The following is an 18407-nucleotide window of genomic DNA, read 5'->3' on the forward strand; positions in this document are numbered from 1 at the left end:
GTGGACCGGGTGCTCTACCTCGCCCCGCACGGACACCGCACCGGCACCCCGGAGGACGTCCTCACCTCGGAGTCCCTGTCGGCCCTGTACGGCTCGCAGATCGACGTCCTGCGGGTGCGGGGCAGGATCGTCGTCGTCGGCACCCATGACCAACAGGCCGTGCACCACCCGGGACTCGACGCCGCGGACGCACACGAAACGGACGGAGCGCGCCCATGACGGTAGCCGAGATGTGGCGGCAGATGTTCGACTTCCAGGACTACGGCGCACTGCTCGGCCTGGTCCGCAACTCCCTCATCGTGGGCGGCGCGCTGGGGCTGGTCGGCGGACTGACCGGCGTCTTCGTGGTGCTCCGTGACCTGCCCTTCGCCGTGCACGGGATCAGCGAGCTGTCCTTCGCGGGTGCTTCGGCGGCACTGCTGTTCGGGGTGAACGTGGTGGCGGGTTCGATCGCCGGCTCGCTCATCGCCGCGCTGGTGATCGGTGTGCTGGGTGCCCGTGCCCGGGACCGCAACTCGATCATCGGCGTCCTGATGCCGTTCGGGCTCGGACTGGGCGTGTTGTTCCTCGCCCTCTACAAAGGACGCGCGGCCAACAAGTTCGGCCTGCTGACCGGTCAGATCGTGGCCGTCGACAACCCGCAGACCGGATGGATGCTCACGGTGTCCGCGCTGGTGCTGATCGCCCTCGCCGTCATCTGGCGTCCCCTGACCTTCGCGAGCGCCGACGCGCAGGTCGCCCGGGCACGCGGCCTGCCCGTGCGGGGGCTGTCCGTGGCCTTCATGCTTCTGCTGGGGATCACGATCGCCCTGTCGGTGCAGGTCGTCGGGGCACTCCTGGTCCTCAGCCTCGTCGTCACCCCCGCGGCGGCAGCCGCGCGGGTCACGGCCTCCCCTGTGCTCCTGCCGTTGCTGAGCGTGCTCTTCGCCGTCCTCGCCGTCGAAGGCGGCATCCTCCTCGCCCTCGGCAGCAGCATCCCGATCAGTCCCTACGTCACGACGATCTCGTTCCTCGTCTATATCGTCTGCCGGCTGATCGGAACACGGCGTACCCAGCATCGGCGCACGACCCACACGGTGACAGCGGTGGCCGCAGGCGAACCGGTACGGAGCTGATCCATACGGTACATACGAGCTTTCGGTAAGGCTGACTCCCGACGTTCCGCCCCGGAATCGGCACCCCGTTTACGCTGAGAAACTCACCGGGCGGACGGTGTCTCGCTGTTGGTGCGGTCCTCCCGTGGCGAGCGCGTGAGGGCTGTCGCTGTACTGCTTGCCGAGCCGATTCTCGAAGACCACGTCTGTTGCGTCTGTCCTGTGGCCGTCGCCGTTGACGGCCTGGGTGACCGAACATGTGGGTACCAGGGACAGCCTGCCGGACGTCGGAAGTCTGCAAGGGGCTGAGTTGGTTCTCGTGCGTCCCGATCCACGTCGCGCACGCGGCACTGTCGTATGTGCGTGCCCGCGGCGGCGGCCGGATCGTTCAGGTCTTCACCCACGGAGGTCACGCCGCCTGTGCGGGCGGCTTCCTGTGCAGCGCCGGCACGTTCGGCATCGAAGGCTTCATGGAAGCCCTGGCCGAAGAGGTCGCGCCCTTCGGTATCGGCGTCACCATCGTCGAACCGGGCACAGCAGGCCGGTGACCGGCATCTTTCAGGCGGCACGACCGCTCACTGGTGCACGTGCGCGCGTTGTCCGTCCCGGTCGAAGACCATGATCAACTCGGCCGTGCCGTCCAGGGCCGTGATCGCGTGGGGGACCATCGTCGCGAACTCCGCCGCCTCGCCCGTGTCGACGTCGATCTGCCGCTCGCCCAGCCACAGCCGCACGCGCCCCTCGAGCACGAGGAACCAGTCGTGGCCTGGGTGTACCCGTTGGGCGGGTGGTGCGTCGGTCGGCTCCAGGCGCATCTTCATCGCCACCGTGCGTCCGTCCGGCCGGCTCAGGGGCCACGTCGTCCGTGTGCCGCTGCTGTGCGCGACCGGACGGATGACCACGTCGTCGTCGGTGGGCACTTCGAAGAGCGCGTCGAGACTCATCTGGAGGGCGTTGGCCAGCGGCACCAGCACGTCAAGGCTCAGTGTGCGCTTGCCCGTCTCGACGCGGCTGATGGTCGACGGGCTGAGGTTGGTGCGTTCGGCCAGCTCGTCGAGGGAGTACCCCAGAGTGGTGCGCATGCTGCGCAGGCGCGACCGCGCCAGGGCCTCGATGTCGGCGACTGTGTTCATGCCTCCATCCTGGCACGTCTTGCGGATTACGCAAGGGCTCTTGTCGATAGCGCAGGGCGCTGTACCGTCGACCCATGAGCGATCACCCCACGCCGAGCCGGCACTCGGCCCATTCCGAGCCCCACGAGCACACCGGCCACGCCCAGCACCCCACCCTGGAGCGTCATTGCGACGTCGCCGTGATCGGCGGCTCGGCCGCCGGCCTCGCGGCCGCCCTGCAACTCTCCCGTCAGCGGCGCGGCGTCGTCGTGGTCGACGACGGCACCCCGCGCAACGCCCCGGCCGCGCACATGCACGGCTACCTGGGCCACGAGGCGGTCGCGCCCGGCGAGCTGATGGAGGCCGGTCGCGACGAGGTACGCACACACGGTGGGGAGGTGCTCTCCGGCCGGGTCGTGGGGGTGCACCGTCGCGACGACGGCCGGTTCCGGCTCGACCTCACCGGTGGTCACGCGCTGGTGGCCCGCCGCGTCCTCGCCGCGACCGGCCTGTCCGACGAGCTCCCCGCGATCGACGGCGTCGCCGAGGGGTGGGGGCGCGGCGTGATCCACTGCCCGTTCTGCCACGGCTTCGAGGTGCGGGACCAGCGCCTGGTGCAGATCGTCACGCACCCCCTGGGTCTCCATCCGACCCCGCTGTTCCGCCATCTGACCGACCGGCTGACCGTCGTGCTGCACGACCCGACCGGACTCGACGAGACAGTTGTCGAAGCCCTTGCCGCCTCCGGCGTCACCGTCGTCCGCAGCGAGGTCAGCCGGGTCCTCACCGGGCCGGACGGCGAGGTGTCCGGGGTCGAGCTCGGCGACGGTCGCGTCCTGGAGGCCGATGCCGTCGTGGTCGGCTCGCGGTTCCGGGCACGCGCCGACGTGCTGGCCGGGGTCGGGCTCGCCACCACCGCGCACCCGACCGGCGCGGGCGACGTCCTGGCGGTCGACCCGCGCGGCGAGACCGCCGTACCGGGGATCTACGCGGCCGGCAACGTCACCGACCCAAGCCTGCAGGTGCTGCCGTCGGCTGCCCAGGGCAGCCAGGTCGGCGCCATGATCGCTTTCAGCCTCGCCGAGGAGGATCTGCGCGCCGCTGTTCGACGCTCGGGCGAGGAGGCCGACTGGGACCAGCGCTACGGGGGCCCCGACCGGACGTGGAGTAGCAACCCCAACGGCACCCTTGTCCACGAGGTCACCGCCCTGGCCCCGGGCCGGGCGCTCGACGTCGGAACCGGAGAGGGCGCCGATGCCCTCTGGCTGGCCGCGCAGGGCTGGAAGGTGACCGCCACCGACATCTCCGGCAACGCGCTCGCCCGGGTGCGCGCAGAGGCCGAACGCCGCGGACTTGCCCTCACCCTTCTACGCAGCGACGCGAACGATCCCGCACCCTTCGGCACCGAGACCTTCGACCTGGTCTCGCTGCAGTACGGCTCGTTCAAGCGCACGCCCGACCAGCGCGGTCTGCGGAGCCTGCTCGCTGCCGTCGCCCCCGGCGGCACGCTCCTGGTCGTGCACCACGACCTCACCCCCCTGCGCGACCCGGTGGACGCGGCGACCGGGACCCGGATGTACGACCCGGAGGCCTTCGTCGGGGTCGACGAGGTCGCCGCCGCGCTCACCGCCGATCCTGACACCTGGCATGTCGAGATCCACGAAACCCGGTCTCGGCCCCCCGGCGCGGCCAGCACCCACCACGTCAGCGACGTCGTACTGCGCGCAACTCGACGAGCGCTTGTGCCTCCTTCTTGAGCCTCAATGGGGCGTGCCGGAAATCCCGTTGGCGTCACAGGGCGGCGCTGTCATGATCCCGGGTCATGGGAGAGGCGACGACGGTGCGCGCGGTCAACGCGCTGACCGTGCGGTGGGCGGGCCAGGCGGTGCGGCAGGACGACGAGGAGACGGTGTTCTCCGCTGCGGGGGTGTGGCCGTTGCTGGCGTTGCTGGCGGCGGGCGCGGACGGTGCCGCCCGGGACGAGCTGGAACGGGCGACGGGGATCGGGGCTGGTGAGGCCGCCGAAGCCGCGCGGCGGTTGCTCGCGCGCCTGGACGCGCTGCCCGGTGTGGCCTCGGCGATCGGGTTGTGGAGCAAGGCCTCGGTGCCCCTGGAGCCGGGGTGGGTCGGTGCGCTGCCGCCGGCCTCGTACGGGGTGCTGAGCGGCGACGTCGCCGCCGACCGCGCGGCGCTGGACGCCTGGGCCGGCAAGCGCTCGGGCGGGCTGGTTCCCCGGATGCCGATCCCCCTCGGCGAGGACACGGAGTTGGTGCTGGCAGGTGCGCTGACGGTCAGGACGGACTGGCTCCGGCCGTTCGAGGACCACGGCGGGATCCTCTACCGCACCACGGCGCTGCTGGACCGTGCCGAGGTGGTGCAGGCGCCCTGCGGCCGGGTGACGGCGTTGAAGGTGCTGGGCACCGGCGGGATCGATGTCCACCTGCTGCGCGGTGAGGAGGGCGTGCCCGGTGGCGAGGTGCTGGCGGCGGGCGTGGGCGCGTTGCAGCGTGCGTACCCGGCCGTTCCCGGGGACCGGCTTGCGTACGGCGAGGCCGGGCCGGGGGTCACGGTTTCCCGCGTGCACAGCTGGGACCGCGAGCCGTACCTGTCCGTGACCACGGTGCCGTTCGAGGTGAGCGCACACCACGATCTGCTCGACCACGCGGGGCTGTTCGGGCTGACCAGTGCGACGGACGCCTCCCGGGGGCACTTTCCCGGCATCAGCGGCGTGCCGCTGGCGGTGGGCGCCGCGGGGCAGACGGTGACGGCCGCCTTCAGCGCGCTGGGCTACCGTTCCGCCTCGGTGACGGCACTGAGCGGTCTGGCGGTGGGCATACCCCCGTCCACGACCAAACGCGTGGACGTCGAACTCATCGGGTCTATCGGCTTCCTGAGGGTGCACCGGACCTCCCGGCTGGTACTCAACGCGGGGTGGGTGAACGCGCGGCTCCCCGAAGAGGACTGGGATACCTGGGAGGAGTCCGACGACGACGCGTTCGGGACGGCGTGACACAAGGCCGCCCGCCGCTGCACCCGCCCCCGCGATGCGACGGGTGGGATGCCCCGTCTGTGAAGGAGGGCATGGTGCTTGCTGCCCGGCTGTGTTCGGTCGACCGGGCTGGGGTCACTTTGGGGCCCTTTTGGGCAGCCCGGCACGGCTGGGGTCGATCATCGTCGGCGGCCGGTCGGTCTGCTTCGGTGCCCGTAGCCGGATCGGCAGGACCCTTTCCTGTGACAGTGTGCTGATACAACCCGGCCGCAACTCGTACTCAAGGGGTCAGATGCTCTACCGGAGCCCTGCCGACTTTTGCGCCGAGTACGCCAGAACGCACAGCCACGACGAGACCGATCGATCCGGCGCCGTGTCCACGCTGGAAGAGGTGTCCGTTGTCAGCGAGACCCCGGAGACAGCGCGGATCGAGGCGCTCTGGTTCTCCTGTGGGCACGCTCCGGATGCCGGGTACTACGAGGGTTTTGAGCGGACCGCCTTTGTCCTGGTCAAGCGGGACGGTGGGTGGCGTCTGCACTCCGAGGAACATCTCGGCTACGAGTGACACCTGATGAGGGCTTTCGACCCTGCACCGCGCACGCCTGCGTCACCGCCGTCACCGATCTGTTCGGCGACCGGGCCCCGGGCTTGCTGAAGAACCTGCGCGAGCGCGACCCCGACTCGTTCTCCTCGACGGCACCCTTGCCGAGTGCGACCGCGTCGGCGGCAGCCGGGCGGACTGCTCGGCCAGGCACCGCCGTCGCGGCGTGAACGCCCAGGTCGTCACCGACGCGACCGGCCAGGTGCTGGGGCTGCCTTCCGTCCTGTCGGGCCGCAGGCACGATCCGACCGCCGCCCGAGCTCACAGCCTCATCCGGGTCTGCGAACGCCAGGGCGTCCCGGTCATGGCCGACCGCGCCTACTCCGGCGCTGCCGGCACCGCGCAGGCCGGCACCACCGCTCTCATGGACCTCGCCGCCACCCCGGGCGAAGCCTGCGAGGTGCTGTGCCAGCACTCGAACAGGCCCGCAGCACCGCCGGTCACCTCGCCGACCCGGCCACCGGCAACCCGCCCAACGCCCGGGTGCGCATGCAACTGGGGGCATACGTCCTGGCCGCCCGTCTCGAACAGGTCGTCACCGCTGCCAACACCCGCCTGCACGTGATGTCCGAAGGCCGCCACACCCTGCGCCCCTGCGACCGCCAAGCCGCCCACGGCGCCCGCTGCGGGGCGCCGGCCCAGCTGGCTGCCGTCTCACGTCCTGATCACGAGATCGGGCATTGCCGGTTCCGTAACAGGAGGTCACCTTCGCCCTGTTACATCGCTGGCCGTCATCAGCCTTCTGTACTTTCCGGAGACAGACCGACGGCGACAGCGGCCTCATGCGTGAAAACGGTCATGACGTCGTCGCTGCCGAGCCGGAAACGCCCGTCTGGTGGCCACTGCACCGGACGGCCCGCGACAAGCCACGCGGTGGAAGCAGGTGCACGAAGCTCGACTGCAACTGGTAGCCGGACTCCGGAGTCGCCCTCGGACCAGAGGATGCTGGCACCCACCAGCGGAACCCCGATGAGCCCCGACCAACAGGGGTGGTCAGTGACCACCACGGCCGACGTCCCTCCGGGCTGTCCGATCATGGTCAGGTGGCTGGACATGGGCCCTCGGAAGATCTCCAGGCCGAAGTGGTCGAAACTATGGCCCCACACTGCCGAATAGTGGGTGCCGTCCTCGGCGAGCAGGCCAACGCCCATCGTGGGCTGGTGCCACACGCCGAAGTCCCACTCCTCGACCTCGGTGTCATCGTCACCGCAGCTCAGCGGGTAGTAGGTCACTTCTGCAAGGCGCGCACCGCGCAGACTTTCGATAGACCTCTCATATTCATCCTCAGTGAGCTCGGGCGACCGCATCACACCATTGTCCTGGTCTTTCACCCGCCCAAGCATCCGAGAATGATTGAATGTCGAACGAAGCCGTTCGCCGTCTCCCTCGATGTTGAGCAGCGGATCATCCCTGCAAAGGATCCGAACCCATCGCCTTCTGCCAGTTGGGCGGACGATTTTCCGGCACGCGTAACCCGGCTGACACGGTGAGTGGTGCAACGCTCGTTCAGAGTGCTTGACGGATGGCATGTGCCAAGTCGGCTGCGGTTGTGGGAGCGATACGGGGCTTGTCGATGAGAGCGGTGTCGATGACTGCGGCGAGTCGGCGCGGCAGCGTGGACAGCCGGTCGCGTACGGGTATGGGCGACTCCTGTAGGACGACGGCGACCGGATCGGTGTCGGCGGAAAAGTCGCGCGGGGGTGAACCGGTGAGCATCCAGTACAGGCTGGCCATCGTGGCCCACAGATCGACTTCGGGCAGTGCGTACTTGAAGTCGATGACCTGGCCGCGCGGCATGAAGGCCAGGGTGCCGCCCATGGCGCCGGTGAGGGTGTGACCGGACAGGCCGGCGCTGTCGAACGCCTTGGACAGGCCGAAGTCGGCGATCTTGACGGTCGCCTGCTTCCTGGCACCGGTGAGCAGGAGGTTCTGCGGTTTGATGTCGCGGTGCACCAGACCCCGGTGCACTGCCGAGGTCCCGTCAGCAAGCCGTACGGGCACCTCCGCGGCATGCGCGTAGTGCAGTCCGCGGAGCACCTGGAGGGTCACGCCCACCGCTTGGTCGACGCTCAGCTTGCCGCCGGCTTGGGCGGCGAGGTCGGCGACGCTGCCCAGACGGCAGTACTCGCAGGTGAAGTAGAAGGTGCTGCCGTGCGCGCCGCCGCCGTGGAAGGCGACGACGTTGGGATGGCGCAGGGCGCGCGTACAGGCGAACTCCCGCAGGAAGCCGTCGCGGGCGGCAGGGTCGACGGCGCCGTGCGCCGTCAGGGTCTTCAGGGCGAGGAGTTCCCCTGTCTGCTCGTCCCGGGCGAGATGGACGACGCCCTGTCCGCCGCGGCCGAGTTCCTGGAGCAGTCGGTAGCCGCGGATTTCGGCCACGTCCGGTTCTCCGGCCTCGGCCGCGGCCAGGAGGGCGTGCACGGCGTCGACGGGGTCTCGTGCCTCGGCGAACGCGGGCGCGGGCTCCGCCGCCTGGACGCGGACCCGCAGCACCGCGCCGCCGACGCCGATCTCGTCACCGTCGGCCAGGTCCCGCCCGGCCGGACCGGGCGCGATCCGCTCGCCGTTGACGTACGTGCCGTTGCGGCTGTCGAGGTCCCGCACCCGCACCTGCGGGGGATTGACGTCGAGCATGCAGTGGTGCCGGGAGGCCCTCTTCTCCGTTCCGGCCAGCCGGATACGGCATTCGCGAGCCCGGCCCACCAGGCACGTCGAGCGCTCGTCGAAGACGTACGCCGCTGCCGCCGGCGCGCCGCGCGGGGTCAGGGTGACGGAGGACGGCATGTCACCACTCGTAGTCCCAGTCGAGTTCCAGGCAGCGCACGTAGTCGATTTCGGCCACCAGCAGTCGGCGGGCGTCGGCGCTGAGGGCGAGGCCGAAGACCTGGCCCCGGTGTCCTTCAAGGACGCGCAGCCGCCGCCCCTGGCCCAGGTCCCACACGTGCACGTCCTCGTCCGCGAGGCCGGCGAGGGCGAACCGGCCGTCCAAGGTGAGGGCGACGGTGTTGATCAGGCCCGGGTCGGGGATCTCGCGGAGCACGCGGCCCGTCGCCGGGTCGAAGACGACCAGCGTGCCATACCCGGCTATCACCGCACGCCGGCCGTCCGCGGAGACCACGAGCGTCGCGATGTTGTACGGGCCCTCCACCGCGTAGATCCGGCGGCCGCTCGCGGCGTCGTAGCAGTGCACGCCGAAGTGGCCGTACTCCAGAACCCTTCGGCCGTCCGGAGCGAAGCGCAGGTCCGCCCCGCCCGGGCGTCCGGTGTGCCGCCACAGACGCCGGCCCGAGGCCGGCTCCCAGCCGCAGAGCTCGTCCAGGTCGGAGCGCCGCTGCCGGTCCTCCTTGGCGCCGGCGAAGGCGTTCGACACCCCGTACCGACGGTCGGGGCTGATCGCGACGGCGCCCACCGGCCCCTGGTGGCCTCGGAAGCCGGAGGACGGTTCCGCGTACAGTTGCTGCCGCCGCACGTCCTCGACGTCCCACAGGCACAGCGTTCCGCTGTCCTCGCCGGTCAGCAGCCAGGCGCTGTCATCGGTCAGGGCCACGGCCCGGATGCCGTCACGCTCCAACATCACGGTCCGGTCGTCCCGCAGGTCGAGCAGGGCGGCCTCTGACCGGCTCGGGACGATCGCTGCGGTGCCGTCGCTCGTCATCAACGGAGCCGCGGCAGCCGTGACCATCGAGGCGATCATGCGGTTCTGCCGGGCGTTGGCGGCGTCGCACAGCAGCAACCGGTCCAACAGCCCGGCGAGGAACACGCTCGTGTCCCCGATGAAGGCCATCGCCGAGGGACTGCCGAGACGCCCGGTGAAGTCGAACGTCTGCCAGGCACCGCGCAGTCCCGTGCGCCGTCCGTGCCGCCCGAGAGCGCTCCAGGCATGGAGCAGTTCGGGATGGCGTGCGTGGCCCGGCACGGCCCGCGCGGTGCGCAGGCAAGCGGCCGCCTGCGCGTAACGGCCTTCCTCGAAGAGCCGCTCGCCCTCGCGCATCGCCGCCCGGAACCGCCCGGCGTGATCGGTCAGTTCACCGGTGGCCCGGGGCCGGGCGTACACCCACGGTGCGCGGTAGCGCGGGACCGGCAGGGGCTGCACCCTGATCCGCCCGTCGATCGCAGCCAGCACGGCACGGCTGCCGTCGCCGCTCACCGCGAGGTGGAAGGTGTGCTGGGACATGCCGTCGTCGAACGTCCGCAGGCAGCGGCCGGTCGCCGTCTGCACCGCCCGGAGCGGCTGACCGCTTCCGACGACGGCCAGCGAGCCGTCGGGCGTCAGCGCGAGCGCCGAGACGTCCGTCACGTCGTGGGGCACCTGCGCGGCGATCCGGCCCGTCAGCACATTCCACAACACCATCGGTCCGTGCCATACCTGCAGGGCGTACCGCACGCCCGGGGCCACCGCGGCCCTTCGCACGAAGCCGCCCCAGGCCGAGCGAAGCTCATCGGCCCGCGGCTCGGTGAGAACGGCCCGGCACGCACCCGCACCGGCATCCCACAGGCGGATCGTCGTCTCTCCCAGACCACCGGCGCTCACGGCGATGCCGCCGCCGTCACCGAGTTCCAGTGCGGTCATGCGCTCCGTCCGGCTCGGCACCGGGCCCAGGAGCCCACCCGTGTCCAGATACCAGAACCACAGGGCGCCGTCCGCGTGCGCGGTGGCGCCGACCGACCCGTCAGCGCTGAGCGCGACCGAGGTGACGCCTTCGGCGACGGGGCCCGCCGGCAGGGGCAGCCGCTCGCCGCGAGCGAGGTCCCACCCCTCCGGCAGACCCTGCTCGCGGCCGACCAGGCCGATCCGCCCCTCGCCGTCCACCGCGACTGCCACGACGCGCGAGCCCTCGGACGTCAACTCCCGCAGGCAGCGGCCGCTTCCCGTCTCCCAAAGCCGCAGCACCCCCTGGTGGTCGCCGGACAGCACCAGGCCAGCGTCGGCCGTCACCGCCACAGCGCTCACACCCTCCTCGTGGCCGGTCAGGACCACCGGGCGAGCCCCCGGATCACGTGCCAACTCCGCCAGCGCGTCCGCGGTTTCGGCTGGTTCCGGTTCCCCCGGGGCAGCCGGGCGCAGCAGTTCCGCGGCGCGTTCGCGGTCGTCCCGCTCCAGGTGGACCAGACCGATCAGCCGCGCGCCCAGGGTGTCGTCGCCGCCGATCTCACGGGCGGAGGTCAGTTCGGCGACGAGTTCCGCATCGGTCTTCCGCGCGTTGCGCCACCGGTGCAGGCCGAAGTTGAAGGTGGCGGTCAGGCTGTGCGGGTCCGCCGTCATCGCATCCCGCCACCGCTCCTCGGCCTCCTCGGTGCGCCCGAGGTCGAGCAGGGACAGCGCCTGGTTGGAGAGCCCGTCCGCCAGCAGCGCGGCCGCCTCCGGGACCGGCCGCGGGTACGGTGTGCCGACCACGTCGCCGTACACCTTGCCCAGGACGCCGGCGACCTCGTCCAGCCGGGACGGCCGCGCCGTGACGGCGGTCGTGAAGCACTGGCGCAGCAGCCCCGCGACGGCCGGCGGCAGGGGCGGCACCCGCGGATCCTCCGGGCCGTCGGCCAACAGCACGTCAAGTGCCTCGGCCGCGGCCTGGCCGTAGTCGGTCGGCCGGCGGCCGGTGAACATCTCGAGCACCGTCAGCGCCCACGACCACACGTCCGTCGCGGGCGTCAGCCGGATCTCCCGGCGCCCGGCACCGGCGAGCGCCTGCTCCGGTGAACAGTACGGCCGCGTCATGCCGCCGAAGGTGACGCCGGACGCGGTCGTCCCGTCGGCGTCCGGCACGCGCGTCCCAGCCAGCCCGAAGTCGGTGACCTTGGCGGTTCCATCGGGTTCGAGCATGACGTTGGCGGGTTTGACGTCCTGGTGGACCAGACCGCTGTCGTGGGCGTGCTGGAGGCCCCACGCCGTTTGGACGGCGACGTCCAGGACGCGCGCGAGGGCAGCCCGAGGCCCGCCCTCGTAGAGGCGGCCGCCGGCCACCGCCTCGGCGAGGTCGCCGCCGTCGACCCACTCGGCGAACACCCGGGGCACGCCGCCGATGGTGCGGACATAGGCGCAGTTGACGGTGTGCGGGTGCAAGCCCAGGCTGACCCAGGTGCCCGCCTCGGCCTCGAACCGGCGCCTGCCACTCTCGGAGGCGACCCGCTCCGGCCGGGGCGTCTTGACCGCGAGGTCCATGTTCCAGCCCAGATGCCGGACCCGCTGGACCGTCCCCATCCCGCCGCTGCGCACATCGTCGAGCACCTCGTACAGATCGAGGACCACCTCGCCAGGCTGCCAGACCGCGGACGCCATCGCCGCGCCGTCAGTCGACCAGGGCCACGTACAGGGGGCTGCCGAGCAGTACCCGCATGCCGGGGCGGGCGTCGAGTTCCGGGTACGGGCTGGGGCCGGTCAGCAGGCGCCGGGCGACGAATTCCACGGTCTGCCGGGGGCCGCGCAGCAGCCGCCCTGCGGTGTGCACCCAGGCCAGGGAGGGCTGGTCGGCGGGAATCTCGACGCCGTCGGCTGACAACGCCGAGGCCAGGCCCGCCAGGAGCGTCGGCACCGAGGACGGCGCGAAATCCTGAGCCTGCGGCGCACTCGAACCGAGCACATGGCTGCCGGCGCCGCCGAGGCCCAGGATCGTCTGCTCGGTCCGGCCGCCGAAGTACACCAGCGCCCCGCCGCTCTCACCGGGCAGGAGCCCCCACTGCATGGGCAGGCTTCCGCGGAAGTACGGTCCCGGGTCGTCCACCGACCCTGTCTGCCCGGTCTTCTCCAGGTGGCGCAGAACGCGCTCCAGCTTGGCCGTCCGGTCCGGCGCAGATGCTTCGACGCTGCGCCGAACGTTGAACAGCTTCACGCTCAGGCCCGCTTCCGTGGTGCTCCGGCGGCCGAAAGCGGGATCGATCTGGGAGAGCAGCATGTCGACCTTGGCGTCGCTGATGTACAGGTAGTACCGCACCGTCACCGTTCGAGGGTATCGCGTCGCGGCCTCACGGGTCCCGGTCTCGTCCGCCAAGTTCCCGAAAGGCCACCTCCATCAACTCCAGCCCAAGTAGTGCTTGGTCGGGTCGGAATCGAGGTGGGTATGTCGCGGTGGCAGGTTGGGCGCGCGCGTCGTAGCCCGAACGCGGACTTCCCCCGGAAGCAGGACCGCTTGCAAGTTCGGCTTGCGGTGCCGGGATGCCCACCGCGGATCAGGCCGATAACAACGCGAGTCTCGGCGGGCAGGCACCGCTGGCCACCCGGGCACACAGGTAGGTGGTGACTCTGGGAGGTGGCGAGCTCGACCGCATCCATCATGGTGAGACGAGGGCTCTGGCAGACGATCAGCAGCGCCCGTACCTCCTGTCGCATGGTCCCTCGGGTCGCAGGAGCGCTGAACTCGGAGCCGCGCATCGTCACGCCGCCGCCGGGTCGAACGTATTCAGGGAGGATGCAGGTGCTGGTGACAGAGTGCCGGACTGAGGATCTGCCGGTGGCTGAGCGGTTCGGCTCCTGGCACGACGTGATGGCCGACGCGTTGACACCCAGCGTGTTCCGCAGTGACCACGAGTCGGACTTCCGGGCCAGCGCGCGAGTGCTGGAGCTGGGCGGGGTGCAGGTGTCGGCGCTGGCCTACCCGTCGCTGGAGAACGGCCGGCCGGCGAAGCTGATCCGGCGCTCCGATCCCGAGTCCTACCAGTTGATGCTGAATGTGCGCGGGGGGCACGGGATCCGCCAGGGCGGCCGCGACGCCATCAGCGGTCCCGGGGAGGTGACGCTCTACGGCACAGCGCGACAACTCTGGCCTACGCCGTGGCCATCGTCGGTGCCGTGGCGGCTGCTGTTGTGACCCCTCTCGGAGATCACCTCATGAAAGGCTTCCTCGACGAGCCGACCTGTCCGGGTGAAGCCTGCGAGGGAAAGAACCCTCAGAACCAGGGATGCGGCGAAGATGCGCGCACCTTCAAGCCCGCCGTCGGCAACCCCGCCCTTCTCCAGCTGCGCTACAGCGAGGACTGCCAGGCGGTATGGGCGCGCATCGAACGCGGAAGCCCAGGGGATCTGGTCACGGCAGAGGCTGCGGGGGGCGCCGAGCGTACTGCCCAGATCGAGTACGGAGACGACAAGTTCACCAGCATCGTGAGCGTGGGTGACGGCGAGTTCCAGGTCACCGCCTGTGCGGTACCCAAGGCCGGTGGCGAGAGCACCTACGAACGCTACTGCGTACATGCAACCGAGGCGAGCGCTTGGCGGTGACCCGGACAGCGCGCAGCAGGACCAGGTGTGCGCCCTGAGGAAGGTTGCGTCTCCGGCCAGGTCTGGTGAGCTGTCGTTGCGCACCAGCCCGTACCGGCGGGCGGCGTGAAGGTTCACCGCCCACTTGTCGGCGTGCGTACGGGGCGCCGGCGGTCTCTCGCCGAGTTCTGCGGGGTCGAGGTGGAGCATGTTCTGAAGCATCCAGGCCTGCGCGGGCAGCAATTGCTCCCACCCCAGGCGCTGCGCCTGGACCCACGCCCCGAGGTCTTCGCCCTGCACGCTCTCCTGACCCGGCACGGTCGGCAGCGGCCGGCCGTCCTCGATCAGCTTCGGGCACAACCGGTAAAGGCGCTGCCACACCACGGGCGAGGTGGGGCACCAGGACGGGTCGATCGCCTCCAGCGCGTCCCACCGCTCTTCCGGCAACGCCCCGGCAGTGGCACCTGCCCGTGGACTCGGCCCTGACTTGGACCGCTTCCAACTCCTGCGCTGTCCGGGTGAGTACGCGTACTCAGGTGCCGTCTGCCGGACTCCTCCATGCTGGGGCGCGAACGCCGGACCGTCTCAGGGGGACATACGCATGGACCACGCCCTGCAGCTGCGCACTGCCACTGCTCGGGATCATGACTGGATCCACGAACTGCGCCACCGCGTGTACGCGGAGGAGCTCGGCCAGCATCCGGTGGATCCGTCGGGAAGGCTGAGTGACGGACTCGACGGAGACAACGTCTATCTCGTGGCCGCGCGCGGCCAGACGCGGATCGGCTTCGTCAGCCTCACCCCGCCGTGGGTCGGCCGCTACTCACTCGACAAGTACCTGACGCGCGAGGAGCTGCCGGTCCTGACCGAGGAGGCGCCGTTCGAGATCCGCGTCCTGACCGTCGAGGAGCACTGGCGGTCCACCGCGGCGGCGCCACTCCTTATGTACGCGGCGCTGCGCTGGGTCGCGGCGCGGGGCGGCCGCCGGGTGGTGGCGATGGGACGCACGGAGTTGCTCGACATGTACCTCGCGGCCGGGCTGCGGCCGGTGGGGCGCACGGTCCGCTCGGGCGCGGTCTCCTTCGAGGTCCTCAGCGGCTCCGTGGCCGAGCTGACGAGGACGGTCGCCGAGCGCCACGGCCGGATCCTGGAGCGGCTGCGGACGGACCTGGACTGGCGGCTCGACGTGCCGTTCGCGCCGCGTGCGGACGGCTGTGAGCACGGCGGGGCGTTCTTCTCGGCGATCGGCACCGACTTCCGGACCCTGACCCGCCGTCACGAGGTGGTCGCGGCGGATGTGCTGGACGCCTGGTTCCCGCCGTCCCCAGGGGTCCGCGCGGTCCTCTCGCAGGATCCGGGGTGGGCGGCCCGGACCTCGCCGCCGACGGGCGCGGAGGGACTGCTCGCGGAGATCGCCGGGGTCCGCGGGCTGCCGGTGGAGTCGCTGGTCGTCGGGGCGGGCTCGTCCGATCTGATCTTCCGCGCGTTCGGCCGGTGGCTCACGCCGGGGAGCCGGGTGCTCTTGCTCGATCCGGGCTATGGGGAGTACGCCCATGTCACCGAGCGGGTGATCGGCTGCCGGGTCGACCGGCTCCAGCTGCGCCGGGAGGACGGCTGGCTGCTCGACCCGGCCCGGCTCGCCACCACGACCGGCGACGGACGGTACGACCTCGTGGTCGTGGTCAACCCGAACAACCCGACCGGCCGCCACGCCCCGGGCGACGCGCTGCGCGCGGTGATCGAGGCCTCGCCCGCGCGGACCCGGTGGTGGATCGACGAGGCCTACCTGGGGTATGTCGATCCGGCGGACTCGCTGGCCGGGCTCGCCTCGGTCGACGCCCGGGTCGTGGTCTGCACCTCGCTGTCGAAGATGTACGCCCTGTCGGGGATGCGGGCCGCGTACCTGGTGGCCGGTCCGGAGACGGCCGGGGAGCTGCGGCGCTGGACGCCGCCGTGGCCCGTGAGCCTGCCGGCCCAGCTGGCTGCCGTGACGGCGCTGCGCGACCCCGCGTACTACGCGGAGCGCTGGGCCCGCACCCATGTGCTGCGCCGGCGACTGGCGTACGACCTCGAGGAGTTGGGCGGCTTCTCCTCGGTCGACGAGGGGGTGGCGAACTTCCTCACGGTGACCCTGCCGCCGGACGGACCGAGCGCGGCGCGGCTGGTGCGCGAGTGCCGGCGCCACGACGTGTTCCTGCGTGACCTGTCGCCGATGTCCCCGGCCTACGAGGGGCGGACCGTCCGGATCGCCGTCCGCGACACGGCGGAGAACGCGCGGATCGTGGCGGCGTGCCAGAGCGCCCTGGACGCGCTGCGCACGCCGGCCGCAGTGGTGTCGGGCGCGCCGGGACGGGCCTCCCGATGACGACAGTCGCCGGCCTCGTGCCGTACCTCGGCGGGGCACTGGCGGTCGCAGGCGTCGCGGTGGCGGTGACCCGGCGCCGTGAACTGATGGTCCGCTGGTGCGTGTGGGCGCTCGCAGTGCCCCTGGTGACCGCCGCGTTCTGGCTCGGTCCACCGGGGATCGCGGTGCTCGCGGCCGCGGTCGGTGTGGTCGCGGTGGCGGAGTTCGGCGGGCTGCTCCGGCTGGGTCCGGTGGACCGGGCGGTGCTGGCCGCGGCGATCGTCGGCCTCGTCCTCACCGCCTGGCTGGCCCCCGGGGAGGTGTTCCGGGTGGCGGCGGCCGGGGCGCTTGCGATTGCCGGGGTGCCGTTGTTCTCGGGCGACGTGGAGCACGGGCTCCGCCGTCTGGGGGCGGGCCTGCTGGGGCTCGTGTGGCTGGGCGCCCTGGCCGGCCTCGTTTCGTCCGGCGTCCTTGGCTTCGTCCTGTTCGTGGCCGTGTCGATCGCCGACATCGTCGCGTACGTGGCGGGTCGCCGTCTCGGCGGCCCCCGGCTCTCCCCGCTGTCGCCCGCCAAGCGGTGGAGCGGCACGCTGGCCGGGGCCGCGGCCGGTCTCCTCACGCTGGCCGTGCTGTCCTGCCTGACGTGGCAGACGGCGGTGGCCGTGGCGGTCGGCGGCCCACTCGGGGACCTGCTGGAGTCGATGGTCAAGCGGGGCGCCCGCGCCAAGGACGCCGGCCGATGGCTGCCCGGCTCCGGCGGCATCCTCGACCGGATCGACTCCCTCCTCCTCGCTCTGGCGGTGCTGTTGATACTGGAGTGAGCCACGGGGTGGTGGCCATGCGTGGCGAGGATTTGGCCGCCGGGCCGGGTCTGGGCGATCCACGCTGTGGGGATGGTGTGCACGCCGCAGGTGGCGATGATGCGGTCATACGGCGCGTTCTCCGGATATCCGGCCAGGCCGTCGGCGGTCACGAGGTGGGGGGCGCCTCCCAAACTCATCGACAAGCGACGTGCCCGCTGCTCGATAAAGCCACCCGGGCCTGCGCTGCCGCGGCGGCCATCCGTGCCGACCTGCGCGACGTCGCGATGGAGGTGTCTGCTGCGGCCGTGTACGTCACCGGGGTCGTGGCGGGTGGTGAAGCGGGACCCGTTCCGTCGATGGCACTTGTTGGCCGCCGAAGCCCGCCGGCACCTCGCCCGCCTCGGGCCACAGTCCATCAATACGGTCCTGCCTCTCGCCAGGGCCTGTTCGTCGCCTGGCCTTCAGGACGGACTGGGTGTCGTCGCGGCGCCGGATGAATCCCCCGGGGCCGTCCGCGCGCGGGCGGCGGCAGCTGCTGATGCTGAGGCGAGGACCAGGAAACTGCTGGCCGCATAGAACAGCGCCGGCCCGGCGCTGAAGATCCTACGTTGCGCCTTTAGTGCCGCGTAGTACTCGGCCTGGGTGAGGTCCACCCTGACGCTGCGCTGCGGATTCACGCTCCTGTCCCAGTAGGTGTAGTAGTAGCCTGATGCGTCTGCCTGCGCATCCTCGGCTGCGCCGGCGCCGGTGGCACAGCCCAGCGCGGCCGAGCAGATGATAAGCGCGTAGGTGAGCTTCAGGGCGGGCGGCAGCACCCGGACGTACCTGGCGAACCGGTCGGCGTTGGCCCCACCCAGCAAACGGGCCCCGCCTGCGCCACGGAAGAGTGCGACAGCGAACACAGGGAAAACCGTCCCGAACAGACCCATTACAAGCCATTTTGGCACAGTGCACGTGCCGGGCAGCCAGGTCGAGGCCATGCACAGCAGCTCAAGTCCACAGAGGACCATGGCCAGTACGAAGTGCACCCGGTAGCTGCCTCGCAGCTCCCCCATACGATTTCCTCCCGCAAGCCTGATCGGTCACCATAGCGACAGCCGCACGGGATCAGGAGTGGTGCGGGCGCGTGACCCGGCGGCCCGCTGGCGGAGGCAAGTCTGCAGAACTCGGTGGCTTATCGGGCCGCATCGTAAGGACTTCGTAGCATCTCCGGCCGGGACAGAAGGGCTCCACATCGCGTGGAATCAGTCGTGGAAGCGCAGCGTGGGGAGGCAAG

Annotated in this window: 15 protein-coding genes and 4 pseudogenes; 12 read left to right on the forward strand and 7 right to left on the reverse strand. The window is 71.2% G+C overall.

Annotated features, from left to right (window positions below; genetic code table 11):
- The 3 genes and pseudogenes from AB0F62_RS39985 to AB0F62_RS39995 all read left to right on the forward strand — a co-directional run.
- Positions 1 to 219 (forward strand): annotated as a pseudogene (locus tag AB0F62_RS39985) (ABC transporter ATP-binding protein); the annotation flags it as partial.
- Entirely contained in the window at positions 216 to 1115 is a 900-nt protein-coding gene (locus AB0F62_RS39990; RefSeq protein ID WP_361811004.1) for a metal ABC transporter permease, read from the forward strand. The pseudogene AB0F62_RS39985 and the gene AB0F62_RS39990, both read left to right, overlap by 4 nt.
- Before the next feature lie 236 nt (positions 1116 to 1351).
- Positions 1352 to 1642, forward strand: a complete 291-nt coding sequence (locus AB0F62_RS39995; RefSeq protein ID WP_361811006.1) for an SDR family NAD(P)-dependent oxidoreductase — start codon at positions 1352 to 1354, stop codon at positions 1640 to 1642.
- 27 nt (positions 1643 to 1669) lie between these two features.
- Here AB0F62_RS39995 and AB0F62_RS40000 read toward each other — a convergent pair whose 3' ends face one another.
- A complete protein-coding gene (locus tag AB0F62_RS40000; RefSeq protein ID WP_361811008.1) occupies positions 1670 to 2227 on the reverse strand; it encodes an XRE family transcriptional regulator in 558 nt (185 codons plus the stop codon).
- A 74-nt stretch (positions 2228 to 2301) separates the two neighbouring features.
- Here AB0F62_RS40000 and AB0F62_RS40005 point away from each other — a divergent pair, with 74 nt between their 5' ends.
- The 5 genes and pseudogenes from AB0F62_RS40005 to AB0F62_RS40025 form a co-directional block, all read left to right on the forward strand.
- Positions 2302 to 3963, forward strand: a complete 1662-nt coding sequence (locus AB0F62_RS40005; RefSeq protein WP_361811010.1) for a bifunctional NAD(P)/FAD-dependent oxidoreductase/class I SAM-dependent methyltransferase — start codon at positions 2302 to 2304, stop codon at positions 3961 to 3963.
- Positions 3964 to 4028: 65 nt separating this feature from the next.
- Positions 4029 to 5216 carry a serpin family protein gene (locus tag AB0F62_RS40010; RefSeq protein WP_361811012.1) on the forward strand — a complete coding sequence of 396 codons (1188 nt, stop codon included), beginning with the start codon at positions 4029 to 4031 and terminating at the stop codon, positions 5214 to 5216.
- Between the two features lie 370 nt (positions 5217 to 5586).
- Positions 5587 to 5760, forward strand: coding sequence for a hypothetical protein (locus AB0F62_RS40015; RefSeq protein ID WP_361811014.1), 174 nt, complete (start codon positions 5587 to 5589; stop codon positions 5758 to 5760).
- A 26-nt stretch (positions 5761 to 5786) separates the two neighbouring features.
- Positions 5787 to 6127, forward strand: a pseudogene (locus tag AB0F62_RS40020) (transposase family protein); the annotation flags it as partial.
- Positions 6128 to 6282: 155 nt separating this feature from the next.
- Positions 6283 to 6384 (forward strand): annotated as a pseudogene (locus AB0F62_RS40025) (exonuclease); the annotation flags it as partial.
- Positions 6385 to 6530: 146 nt separating this feature from the next.
- Here AB0F62_RS40025 and AB0F62_RS40030 read toward each other — a convergent pair.
- The 4 genes from AB0F62_RS40030 to AB0F62_RS40045 all read right to left on the reverse strand — a co-directional run bounded on the left by AB0F62_RS40030 (position 6531) and on the right by AB0F62_RS40045 (position 12731).
- Positions 6531 to 7127, reverse strand: coding sequence for a hypothetical protein (locus tag AB0F62_RS40030; RefSeq protein WP_361811032.1), 597 nt, complete (start codon positions 7125 to 7127; stop codon positions 6531 to 6533).
- A gap of 175 nt (positions 7128 to 7302) precedes the next feature.
- Entirely contained in the window at positions 7303 to 8580 is a 1278-nt protein-coding gene (locus AB0F62_RS40035) for an FHA domain-containing serine/threonine-protein kinase (protein WP_361811016.1), read from the reverse strand.
- A 1-nt stretch (position 8581) separates the two neighbouring features.
- Positions 8582 to 12043 carry a serine/threonine-protein kinase gene (locus AB0F62_RS40040; RefSeq protein WP_361811018.1) on the reverse strand — a complete coding sequence of 1154 codons (3462 nt, stop codon included), beginning with the start codon at positions 12041 to 12043 and terminating at the stop codon, positions 8582 to 8584.
- Between the two features lie 40 nt (positions 12044 to 12083).
- Positions 12084 to 12731, reverse strand: coding sequence for an SAVMC3_10250 family protein (locus tag AB0F62_RS40045; protein WP_361811020.1), 648 nt, complete (start codon positions 12729 to 12731; stop codon positions 12084 to 12086).
- Between the two features lie 468 nt (positions 12732 to 13199).
- Here AB0F62_RS40045 and AB0F62_RS40050 point away from each other — a divergent pair, with 468 nt between their 5' ends.
- From AB0F62_RS40050 to AB0F62_RS40065, 4 genes are all read left to right on the forward strand, one after another.
- A complete protein-coding gene (locus AB0F62_RS40050) occupies positions 13200 to 13598 on the forward strand; it encodes a hypothetical protein (RefSeq protein WP_361811022.1) in 399 nt (132 codons plus the stop codon).
- Between the two features lie 20 nt (positions 13599 to 13618).
- Complete coding sequence (locus AB0F62_RS40055; RefSeq protein ID WP_361811024.1) at positions 13619 to 14005, forward strand: DUF2690 domain-containing protein; 387 nt, start codon at positions 13619 to 13621, stop codon at positions 14003 to 14005.
- Between the two features lie 580 nt (positions 14006 to 14585).
- On the forward strand, positions 14586 to 16349 hold the full coding sequence (locus AB0F62_RS40060) for a histidinol-phosphate transaminase (RefSeq protein ID WP_361811026.1): 1764 nt from the start codon (positions 14586 to 14588) through the stop codon (positions 16347 to 16349).
- Complete coding sequence (locus AB0F62_RS40065) at positions 16346 to 17149, forward strand: phosphatidate cytidylyltransferase (RefSeq protein WP_361811028.1); 804 nt, start codon at positions 16346 to 16348, stop codon at positions 17147 to 17149. The genes AB0F62_RS40060 and AB0F62_RS40065 overlap by 4 nt, the downstream gene beginning before the upstream one ends.
- 35 nt (positions 17150 to 17184) lie before the next feature.
- Here AB0F62_RS40065 and AB0F62_RS40070 read toward each other — a convergent pair.
- Together AB0F62_RS40070 and AB0F62_RS40075 are read right to left on the reverse strand one after the other, a co-directional pair.
- A pseudogene (locus AB0F62_RS40070) lies at positions 17185 to 17547 on the reverse strand (hypothetical protein); the annotation flags it as partial.
- A 45-nt stretch (positions 17548 to 17592) separates the two neighbouring features.
- The gene (locus AB0F62_RS40075; protein WP_361811030.1) at positions 17593 to 18186 is read right to left on the reverse strand and encodes a hypothetical protein; all 594 of its coding nucleotides are present in this window, start codon (positions 18184 to 18186) and stop codon (positions 17593 to 17595) included.
- Positions 18187 to 18407: the final 221 nt, after the last annotated feature.

This window comes from Streptomyces sp. NPDC026673, assembly GCF_040638135.1.
GTDB lineage: Bacteria > Actinomycetota > Actinomycetes > Streptomycetales > Streptomycetaceae > Actinacidiphila.